Genomic DNA, 10,016 nt, shown 5'->3' with positions numbered 1-10,016 from the left:
GCTGTTCAAGAACGTGATCTACCTCGGCGCGCTGTCGCGCCTGATCGAGCTCGACATCGAGACCCTGGAAGGCCTGATCGCCGACCAGTTCCGCGCCAAGCCGAAGCTGGTCGATCCCAATCTGCAGGCGCTGCACATCGGCCGCGACTTCGTCCGCGACCACATCGAGCATCCGCTGCCCGTTCGCGTGCGCAAGGCCGACGGCACCGGCGGCAAGATCATGATCACCGGCAACGAGGCCGCCGCCTTGGGCGCGCTCTATGCCGGCGCCACCGTCGCGTCGTGGTACCCGATCACGCCGTCGACCTCGCTGGCCGAGTTCTTCGAGAAGCATGCCGGCCGGCTGCGCCGCAACGAGGACGGCAGCCTGAACGTGGCGGTGATCCAGGCGGAAGACGAGCTCTCCGCGGTCGGCATGGCGGTCGGCGCCAACTGGAATGGCGCCCGCGCCTTCACCGCCACCTCCGGTCCCGGCATCTCGCTGATGGCGGAGTTCATCGGGCTGGCCTATTTCGCCGAAATCCCGCTGGTGATCTTCGACATCCAGCGCGGCGGGCCGTCGACCGGCATGCCGACCCGCACCCAGCAGTCCGACCTGCTGGCCTGCGCCTACGCCAGCCACGGCGACACCCGCCACGTGCTGCTGCTGCCGGCCGACCCCGGCGAGTGCTTCACCTTCGGCGCCGACGCCTTCGACCTGGCCGACCGCCTGCAGACGCCGGTGTTCGTGCTGAGCGACCTCGACATCGGCATGAACGACTGGGTGGTCGACGCGCTGAGCTGGGACGATGCCCGCGTCGCCGATCGCGGCAAGGTGCTGGACGCGGCGGGCCTCGACGCCGTCGCCGAATTCGGCCGCTACCGCGACGTCGACGGCGACGGTATTCCCTATCGCACCATTCCCGGCACCCACCCGACCAAGGGTGCCTATTTCACCCGCGGCACCTCGCACACCGAGTCGGGCGCCTATACCGAGGACGGTGCGGTCAACGCGCGCAACCTCGCCCGCATCGACCGGAAGATCGCCACCGCCAAGGGGCTGGTGCCGAAGCCGGCGATTCGCGACATCAGCGCGAAGTCGCGGCTGGCCATCGTCAATTTCGGCTCGACCGAACCGGCGGTGGTCGAGGCGATCGAACTGCTGGCGCGCCGCGGCCACGGCCTCAACCACATGCGCATCCGCGCCTTTCCGTTCACCGACGACGTCGAGGCCTTCGCCGAACGCCATGACTTCCTGTTCGTGGTCGAGCAGAACCGCGACGCGCAGATGCGCCACCTGCTGCTGGCCGAGACCGGAATCCCGGCGTCGAAGCTGGTGGCGGTGACCAATGTCGACGGCATGCCGCTGACCGCCGCCTTCGTCGAGGGCGCCATTCTCGACATTCTGGAGCGCGACGACCGCATCGCCGCCGCCGGCGGCGCCCCGATCACCGCCGCCGAATAGACCGAGGCCAGCCCCGATGACCCACCTCGCCAAGCCGAAGTTCCATCATCCCGCCCTGCCGGTGAACGGCCTCGGCCTCACCCGGCGCGACTACGAGGGCGTGATCTCCACCTTGTGCGCCGGCTGCGGCCACGATTCGGTCACGGCGGCGATCATCGAGGCCTGCTTCGAGCTCGACCTGCCGGCCCACCGCATCGCCAAGGTCTCCGGCATCGGCTGCTCGTCGAAGACCACCAACTACTTTCTCAACCGCGCCCACGGCTTCAACAGCGTGCACGGCCGCATGCCCTCGGTGGCGACCGGCGCCAACTTGGCCAATCGCGACCTGGTCTACATCGGGGTCTCCGGCGATGGCGACACGGCCTCGATCGGGCTCGGCCAGTTCTGCCACGCGGTGCGGCGCAAGCTGAACATGGTCTATATCTGCGAGAACAACGGCACCTACGGCCTGACCAAGGGCCAGTTCTCGGCCACCAACGACAAGGCGTCGAAGAGCCGAAAGGGCCTGGAGAATCCCTACGCGCCGATCGATCTGTGCGCGATGGCGATCGAGCTCGGCGCCGGCTTCGTCGCGCGCAGCTTTTCCGGCGACAAGCACCAGCTGGTGCCGCTGATCAAGGCGGCGATCCGCTATCGCGGCTTCGCCTTCATCGACGTGATCTCGCCCTGCGTGACGTTCAACAACCACGCCGCCTCGACCAAGAGCTACGACTATGTCCGCGACCACAACGCGGCGATGGACCGGCTCGACCTGGTTCCGGCGCGCGCGGCCATCGAGGCCGACTACGCCGAAGGCAGCTCGACGGACGTGGTCCTGCACGACGGCACGGCGATCCGCCTGCACAAGCTGTCGCCCGACTACGACCCGACCGATCCCGCGGCCGCGTTGCCCGAGCTCGCCCGCCGCCGTGCGGCCGGCGAGATCCCGACCGGGCTGTTGGCCCTGGACCTCGAGGAGACCGAGCTGCACGACCTGATGCGTACCACGCCGGGCCCGCTGAACGCGCTGCGCGATGCCGATCTGTGCCCGGGCAGCAAGGCGCTCGACGCGATCAACGCGGCGCACCGCTGAGCCCGCGCCAGGCGCCCGTCCGGGCGCCACGCCGGCGGCCGGTGCGCACATGAGCGGTTCGTTCAGACATTTTCGCCTATGCTGACCGCGTTTCCCACCCGAAGCGGAGCCGGTCCATGGCGAAGATGATCCAGCTTCTCTGCAACGACGAACCTCATCTCCAGCACCACATTCCCGCAGCGCACGTCATCACCTACGCGCGCAACGCCAGCTCCGTCGACGTCACGTCGATCCCAGCGAGCCATCGCGGCGAGATCGACTATCTCGTGATGAGCGGCAGCCACGGCAATTTCATCGGCACCAAGCCGACGCAGCTCAACGGCCTCGGCGTCGATGCGGCGCAGGAGCTGCTGGCCAAGCTGATGAGCCTCAGCATCTCGGCATGGACCATCGTGCTCGATTGCTGCTTCAGCGCCGGCTTCGTGCCCGACTATCGCAGCCTGCTGGTCACCGGCCGCACCAAGCCCGGCACGATCCTGTGCCACTACGGCAGCGCGTCCGGCACGATGACCAGCGAGCTGGGCTCGTCGATGTACACGGTGCAACGGGCCGCCAAGGGTCAGTTCGGCAGCCTTGGCGAGATGACCGACTTCGTGTCGCTCGGGATCTATGTCGACGGCAAGACCGCCAAGAAGCTGTATGTCAAGTCGGTTGCCAACCTCGACCAGGCCAGCAGCGACTATGTCGGGCTGATCTCCGGCGGCAGCAGCGAGGCGGCCGACGTCCGCGGTCTGATGAACTACCTGAAGACGCAGGGCATCGAGGTGCACGCGGAATCGAAGGAAGTGGTCGCCAACGTCATGTCGAACGCGATTATCGTGTAGGCGCCCGGCCCGGCCGCAGTCGTCGCCAGGGAATCGCGAACACCCTGGTATCGACGGCCGGACGCACCATCTGATGCGGGATCTGCCCCGGCCCGCGGCCGGGGCCGGGCTGTACATGCCGGCGCGTTGCGCCTAAGGTCCGCGGCGCGCACGAGGAACTCCGAACCGATGAACCAAGCCCTGCCATCCGACGCCCGTCCCGCGTCGACGAGCCGTGCCGAGCGCAGTGCGCCCGCGGCGCCCGCGCAAGGCTTCGCCAGCCGGCGCACCTTTGCCATCATCTCGCATCCGGACGCCGGCAAGACCACGCTGACCGAGAAGCTGCTGCACGCCTCGGGTGCGATCCGGCTGGCCGGCGCGGTGCGGGCGCGGGGCGAGCAGCGCCGCTCGCGCTCCGACTGGATGGAGATCGAGCAGAAGCGCGGCATCTCGGTGACGTCGTCGGTGATGACCTTCGAGCACGAGGGGCTGACCTTCAACCTGCTCGACACCCCGGGCCATGCCGACTTCTCCGAAGATACCTACCGCACCCTGACGGCGGTCGATTCCGCCATCATGGTGATCGACGCGGCCCGCGGCATCGAGAGCCAGACGCTGAAGCTGTTCGAGGTCTGCCGGCTGCGCGACATCCCGATCATCACCTTCATCAACAAGGCCGACCGCGAAGGCCGCGACCCGCTGGAACTGCTCGACGAGATCGCCAACACGCTGGCACTCGACGTCACGCCGGCCAGCTGGCCGCTGGGCATGGGCGTCGACTTCCGCGGCTGCATCGGCGTCGCCGACGGCCGGGTGATGATGCCGGAAGGCGACGCCGGCGCCGCGGCGCGGGCCAAGATCGGCGCCAACCCCGACGCCGCCGCGCTGGCCGCCGACCCGGTTTCGGCCACCGCGCTGGAATCGCTGGAGATCGCCCGCGCCTCGCTGCCCGCATTCGACCTCGAATCCTATCGCGAAGGTCACCTGACGCCGGTGTTCTTCGGCTCGGCGATCCGCGGCGTGTGCGTGCGCGAACTGCTGCATGCCATCGCCGCCTGGGCGCCGCCGCCGCGGCCGCAGCCGACGCATGAAGATCCGATCGACCCGGCCGACAAGGAGGTCGCCGGCTTCGTGTTCAAGGTCCAGGCCAACATGGACCCGAACCATCGCGACCGCATCGCCTTCGTGCGCCTGTGTTCCGGCACCTTCCGCCGCGGCATGAAGCTGCGCAACGTGCGCAGCGGCCGCGACCTGGCCGTTTCCAGCCCGATGTTCTTTTTCGCGCAGGAGCGCGAGACGGCCGAGGAAGCCGTGGCTGGCGACGTGATCGGCATTCCCAACCACGGGACGCTGAACGTCGGCGACACCCTGACCGAGGGCCGCAGCCTACAGGTCACCGGCATTCCCGACTTCGCGCCGGAGATCATCCGCCGCGTCCGGCTGGGCGAGGCGATCAAGGCCAAACAGCTGGGCAAGGCGCTGGGCGATCTGGCCGACGAGGGCGTCACCCAGGTATTCCGGCCCATGCTCGGCTCCGACTGGCTGGTCGGCGTTGTCGGCGCGCTGCAGCTCGACGTTCTCGCTGCCCGCGTCGGCAGCGAATACGGCGTCCCGATCGCCTTCGAGAGCACTGCCGCGACGATGGCGCGCTGGGCCGCGTCGGACGACAAGGCCGAACTGCAGCGCTTCGTCGCCGCCAACCGCTCGGTGCTCGCCGAGGACCGCAGCGGCGCCCCGGTCTACCTCGCCCGCGATGCCTGGTCGCTGAAGTTCATGCAGCAGGACTGGCCCGCCATCCGCTTCCTCGCCACCCGCGAACGGGCCTGACCTCCCGGTTGGACCCAAGCCGCGGTCAGGCTTTTTCGGCTTCATCCGTCGAAACGTTTCGATCTATTCTCGCAACAACGCGCCGCGATCCGGACCGGACCGGAAGGTGTGGCGGCACGAAAGAAGTCGGGAAACGCTTCATGGACACACGCGAGGCTCTGAATGCGCTCGGCGTTCCGCCCCTGACCGGGGAGCAGCGCCGCCGCTTCGACGAAGACGGCTTCTTCATCCTCGATGGCGTTTTCACAGCGGATGAGTGCGCGGAGATGGGCGCCGAGTTCGACCGCCTGCGCGCCGCGGACGGTGCTGACGCGGGGATGGAAGTCAGCCTGGAAGGCAAGGATGGCCGGCTTTACAATCCGCAAGAAGGCCGCGCCGCCGGGCTGCAGATCGGCTCCACCCGGATCTCGAACATCTTCAACAAGTCCCGCGCCTTCGACCGGTGCCTGTTCATCGGCCCACTGCTGGCCGCATCCGCCCACCTGCTCGGCGAGGTCAAGCTGCATGGCGCGAACCTGCGCGAGCCGCACAAGGGCTTCGGTCACCAGCCGCTGCATTCCGACGTGCAGAAGCGGTGGAAGGGCGATTGGTGGCTGGTCAATTCCCTGATCATGTTCGACGACATGACGCCGGACAACGGCCCGACCCGAATCGTGCCCGGGTCGCAGCACTGGCCGGAGTTCAACGTGCCGGGCGAGAACGTGATGCCGTCGGAAGTGACCGACCGCGACCTGCTCGCTTTCGACCGTTTTCCGGAAGACCCGTTCGCACCCTATCCCGGCGAGGTCCTGGTCACGATCCCGGCCGGTTCCGTTGCGGTGTTCAACTCCAGCTGTTGGCACGGCGGCACCCGCAAGAGAACCGATGCGCGCCGCCGCATGCTGCACCTGACCTACACACGCCGCGATCTGAAGCAACAGCTGCCGCAGCAGGACTACCTGACCGCCGACCTGTATGACCGGCTCGACGCGGCGCAGCGCTGGCTCTTCGACGTGACAGCCCCGCGCGGTTCAGCACCCGTTGCCCGGGTCGGAGGCGGCTATTCGTGATTCGGTAGCCTGTTCCGGCTTAAGGTGCCGCCGTTCCCCAACCGCGCGAGTCGGACCATGGCAGAGACACAAGGCGGCAAGCAGCTTCTGCACCTCGTGATTGGCGGCGAGCTGGTCAGCCCGAAGTCGACCGAATTCAAGAACCTGGACGAGATCGACGTCGTCGGCGTCTATCCCAACTATGCCGAGGCCTACAAGGCCTGGCGCGGCAAGGCGGCGGCGACGGTGGACAACGCCCACATGCGCTATTTCGTCGTGCACCTGCACCGTCTGCTCGACCCGGAGACGGACAAGACCCACGGCGACCACGACCACTGATGCCGCCGCGGCCCGGCCTCAGCCGAGGTGCGGGCCGATCAGCGACAGGTCGGCGGCGCCGAGCCGGTCGTTGGCGACCGAGGCCTGGTGCCAATAGGGGTAGAGCAGGTTCGGCCTGCCGACCTTCTCGAGCCGGGCCAGTTCCTCCGCCGACAGCTTGAGGTCCGCGGCGGCGAGGTTGTCGGCGAACTGCTCGGCGGTGCGGCCGCCGACGATCACCGTGCTGACCGCCGGCCGGGACAGCAGCCAGGCCAGCGCGACCTGCGCCGGCGAGACGCCGCGGCTTTCGGCCACCGCAACAAGCGCGTCGACGATCGCCCACAGCCGGTCGTAATCGTAGATCGGCGGCTCGTGGAACTTGAGATTGTGGTGCCGCGCGCCCTTCGGCCCCTTGCCGTCGCGGCGGAACTTGCCGGTCAGCAGACCGCCCGCCAGCGGGCTCCAGATCATCAGGCCAAGCCCCTGGTCCAGCGCCAGCGGCACCAGCTCGTACTCCGCGTCGCGGGACTCCAGCGAATAGTGGATCTGATGGCTGACGAAGGGCTGCAGGCTGCGCTCCCGCGCCGCGGCCAGCGCCTTCATCACGTGCCAGGCGGAGAAGTTCGAGCAGCCGACGTAGCGCACCTTGCCGGAGCGGACCAGGGTGTCGAGCGCTTCCATCGTCTCCTCGACCGGCGTCTGCCCGTCCCACAGGTGCACCTGGTAGAGGTCGACCCAGTCGGTCTTCAGCCGCTTCAGGCTCTGCTCGCATGCCCGGATCAGGTTGATCCGGCTGTTGCCGCCGTCGTTCGGGCCGCCGCCCATGTTGAACCGGCCCTTGGTTGCGATCAGCACGTCGCCGCGCTTCTTGCCGAGCGCCTCGCCGATGATCTCCTCTGACGCGCCGCGCGAATAGATGTTGGCGGTGTCGATGATGTTGACGCCGGCGTCGAGGCACTGGTCGATCTGGCGCTTGGCCTCCTTGACGCCGACCGAGCCGGTCGGCCCGCTCTTGTTGTAGCCGAAGGTCATGGTGCCCATGCACAGCGCCGAGACCTTCAGCCCGGAGCTGCCGAGTGAGCGGTATTCCATTGCCGGTCTCCCCCCTCTGGATCGAATCGCCGTGGCTGGATGGAAGGTAGCGGCCCGCGCTCAGCCCGGCCAGGGTCCGGCGGCCGATTCCAGCGCGTCATAGTCGACATCCGGCTCGTTCACGGCACGCATCCGTGCGAACTCGCGCCCCTTCACCAGCGCCGTCAGCGCCTCGTTGAACGGCACGGCCACGCCCAGCGCCTGCGCCTCGCGCACCAGGGCGCCGTTGAGCGCGTCGATCTCGGTCCGTCGCCCCATGTCGACGTGCTGCAGCATCGAAGGCCGGCTGTATTTCGACCATGTGTGGCGCTTGATGGTGCCGCGGATGTCCGGGTCGGGCAGATTGAGCCCCTTGGCGGCGACCACCGCCAGCGCCTCCGCGATGATCCGGTCCTGGAACGCGTCGACCGCGGGCAGGCGCGCCAGCTCGCCGAGCCGCAGCCCGGTCACCGCGCAGATCGGGTTGATCGAAAGGTTGAGCAGGAACTTCTGCCAGATCACCGCAAGCACGTCCGGCGCGATCCTGGTGTCGAAGCCGGCCCCCTCCAGCAGGGCCTTCAGCGCGTCGACGCGCGGCGAGCCGCCGCCGTCGAGCTCGCCGACGGTGGTCGGTCCCTGGTGGGTCTGGGTCACGTGGCCCGGTCCCTGCACCGCCGCGCTGCACATGCTGGAGCCGCCGACTACGCGCGCCCTGCCCAGGGCAGCGACCAGGGTCTCCACATTGCCGATGCCGTTCTGCAGCGTCAGCGCAAACCCGTCCGGCTTCAGCGCCGCGGCCGCCGTCTTCGCGGCCTCGCCGCTGTGGTTGGCATCGACCGTGACGATGGCCATGTCGAATGGCGCCAGCCCCTGCGGCCCCGTCGCCGCGGCGACACGGACCCGCCGGTCGCCGGGAACGCCGTCCAGCCGCAGTCCGTCGCGGCCGATCGCCTCCACATGCGCCTGCCAGACGTCGACCAGCGTCACGTCCGCGCCGGCCAGCGCCAGCCGGCCGCCATAGCTGCCCCCCAGCGCGCCCGCGCCGATCACACAGATCCGCATCCGATCCCCCTGCGTCGCCCTCGACTCTCTAGGCCGCCAGCTTAGCGCCTGGCCGTCCAATCCGCCCGGCCAAGATTCTGCTTGCCGGCGCCACGGCGTTCGGGCATCAATCTCAGTAATGCGAGTCATTCGCATTCGCAGTCATCCCCATTGCACCGCCGGCGGGTCGAACCCCGCCTCGAGACCAACGGACGGCCAGCGGCCGGAACCACGGAGAATGAGATGAGATCACTGGCGCAAGGGATGGCGCAGCGGCTTTGCCGGCTCACGCCGCTATGGGCGCTGACCCTGTTGTTCGCGGCCCTGACCGTCGTCGCGGCGCGGGCCGAACCCGTCACCGTCGTCGACATTGCCGGGCGGAGCGTGACGTTGCCGGAGCCGCCGCAGCGCATCGTGCTGGCCGAGGGCCGGCTGATGTACGGCTACGGGGTGCTGGAGACCGAAGATCCGTTCGGCCGCATCGCCGGCTGGGCCGAGGACATGGTGCTCTACGACCCCGGCACCTACCGCCAGTACGTGGCGCTCTTCCCGGAGGCGGCCGACGTGCCGCGCTTCGGCAGCGCCTATGCCGGCGACTTCAGCGTCGAGAAGGCCATCGCGCTGGACGCCGACCTGGTCCTGCTCTCGCTGTCCGCCTACTACAAGGTGGCGCAGAATGGCATCCTCGACACACTGGACGCCGCCGGCATCCCCACAGTCGTGGTCGACTTCCGCGAGAGCCCGCTGGAGAACACCGCACCGAGCATCGACATCCTCGGACGGCTGCTGGGCCGGGAAGACCGGGCGCGCGAATTCAACGACTTCTACCTGAGCGAGACCCGCAAGGTCACCGTCCGCGCCGCGCAGATTCCGGACGGCGACCGGCTGCCGGTGGTGATGGAACGCGCCGCCGGCTACGACCCGGAAACATGCTGCCTGACCTTCGGCGACGCCAATCTGGGCGCGATCCTGGAGGCGGCCGGCGGCATCAACTGGGGATCGAGCCGCTTTGCCGGGCTCGGCGGCCAGATCAACCCGGAGACCCTGTTCGCCGAGGACCCGGCGATGATCATCGGCACCGGCGCCGACTGGTCGGAGGCGCAGCCGCAGTCGCTGGGCGTGCCGTTCGGCTACGAGACCGATGCCGAAGCGGTCCAGCGCGCGCTGGCGGTCCTCGCCGCCCGTCCGGGCTGGGAAGCGCTCGGCGCCGTTCGCAACAGGCAGTTCTATTCCGTCTACCACCAGTTCTACATGAGCCCGTCGCATCTGGTCGCGCTGCAGGTCTTCGCCAAGTGGATGTACCCGGAGCTGTTCGCCGACCTCGACCCGGAGACGGTGCACGCGGCGTATCACGAGCGGTTCTCGCCGATCCCGCTGAGCGGCGTGTTCTGGGCCCGGCTCGACTGATGGTC

General features: G+C 68.6%; 9 protein-coding genes. 7 read left to right on the top strand and 2 right to left on the bottom strand.

The features are described 5' to 3' along the window. The 6 genes from R3F55_23295 to R3F55_23270 form a co-directional block, all read left to right on the top strand. Positions 1 to 1,444 (top strand): 2-oxoacid:acceptor oxidoreductase family protein (locus tag R3F55_23295; protein MEZ5670299.1); only part of this gene is annotated, 1,444 nt, incomplete at its 5' end. 16 nt (positions 1,445 to 1,460) lie between these two features. Beyond that, complete coding sequence (locus tag R3F55_23290) at positions 1,461 to 2,516, top strand: 2-oxoacid:ferredoxin oxidoreductase subunit beta (protein ID MEZ5670298.1); 1,056 nt, start codon at positions 1,461 to 1,463, stop codon at positions 2,514 to 2,516. Between the two features lie 116 nt (positions 2,517 to 2,632). Then, entirely contained in the window at positions 2,633 to 3,340 is a 708-nt protein-coding gene (locus R3F55_23285) for a hypothetical protein (GenBank protein MEZ5670297.1), read from the top strand. Positions 3,341 to 3,508: 168 nt separating this feature from the next. After that, positions 3,509 to 5,146: a peptide chain release factor 3 gene (locus R3F55_23280; protein ID MEZ5670296.1), complete on the top strand. Its 1,638-nt coding sequence runs from the start codon at positions 3,509 to 3,511 to the stop codon at positions 5,144 to 5,146. A 140-nt stretch (positions 5,147 to 5,286) separates the two neighbouring features. Then, entirely contained in the window at positions 5,287 to 6,195 is a 909-nt protein-coding gene (locus R3F55_23275; protein ID MEZ5670295.1) for a phytanoyl-CoA dioxygenase family protein, read from the top strand. 57 nt (positions 6,196 to 6,252) lie between these two features. Further along, positions 6,253 to 6,513, top strand: a complete 261-nt coding sequence (locus R3F55_23270) for a DUF4170 domain-containing protein (GenBank protein MEZ5670294.1) — start codon at positions 6,253 to 6,255, stop codon at positions 6,511 to 6,513. A gap of 18 nt (positions 6,514 to 6,531) precedes the next feature. Here R3F55_23270 and R3F55_23265 read toward each other — a convergent pair whose 3' ends face one another. Together R3F55_23265 and R3F55_23260 are read right to left on the bottom strand one after the other, a co-directional pair. Further along, on the bottom strand, positions 6,532 to 7,584 hold the full coding sequence (locus R3F55_23265) for an aldo/keto reductase (protein MEZ5670293.1): 1,053 nt from the start codon (positions 7,582 to 7,584) through the stop codon (positions 6,532 to 6,534). A 60-nt stretch (positions 7,585 to 7,644) separates the two neighbouring features. Next, complete coding sequence (locus R3F55_23260; protein MEZ5670292.1) at positions 7,645 to 8,625, bottom strand: ketopantoate reductase family protein; 981 nt, start codon at positions 8,623 to 8,625, stop codon at positions 7,645 to 7,647. Between the two features lie 222 nt (positions 8,626 to 8,847). Between R3F55_23260 and R3F55_23255 the strand changes: the two genes are divergently transcribed. Continuing rightward, a complete protein-coding gene (locus R3F55_23255; GenBank protein MEZ5670291.1) occupies positions 8,848 to 10,011 on the top strand; it encodes an ABC transporter substrate-binding protein in 1,164 nt (387 codons plus the stop codon). Positions 10,012 to 10,016 lie beyond the last annotated feature (5 nt).

Source organism: Alphaproteobacteria bacterium, from assembly GCA_041396705.1.
In the GTDB taxonomy this organism is placed as follows: Bacteria; Pseudomonadota; Alphaproteobacteria; order CALKHQ01; family CALKHQ01; genus CALKHQ01.
Note: the sequence above shows the minus strand (reverse complement) of the source record. Positions and strands in the feature narration are given on the sequence as shown.

Bases quoted from the DNA above. Each gene is read 5' to 3' on its own strand.
- R3F55_23290 (MEZ5670298.1), top strand. From the start codon at position 1,461: ATGACCCACCTCGCCAAGCCGAAGTTCCATCATCCCGCCCTGCCGGTG.
- R3F55_23285 (MEZ5670297.1), top strand. From the start codon at position 2,633: ATGGCGAAGATGATCCAGCTTCTCTGCAACGACGAACCTCATCTCCAG.
- R3F55_23280 (MEZ5670296.1), top strand. From the start codon at position 3,509: ATGAACCAAGCCCTGCCATCCGACGCCCGTCCCGCGTCGACGAGCCGT.
- R3F55_23275 (MEZ5670295.1), top strand. From the start codon at position 5,287: ATGGACACACGCGAGGCTCTGAATGCGCTCGGCGTTCCGCCCCTGACC.
- R3F55_23270 (MEZ5670294.1), top strand. From the start codon at position 6,253: ATGGCAGAGACACAAGGCGGCAAGCAGCTTCTGCACCTCGTGATTGGC.
- R3F55_23265 (MEZ5670293.1), bottom strand. From the start codon at position 7,584: ATGGAATACCGCTCACTCGGCAGCTCCGGGCTGAAGGTCTCGGCGCTG.
- R3F55_23260 (MEZ5670292.1), bottom strand. From the start codon at position 8,625: ATGCGGATCTGTGTGATCGGCGCGGGCGCGCTGGGGGGCAGCTATGGC.
- R3F55_23255 (MEZ5670291.1), top strand. From the start codon at position 8,848: ATGAGATCACTGGCGCAAGGGATGGCGCAGCGGCTTTGCCGGCTCACG.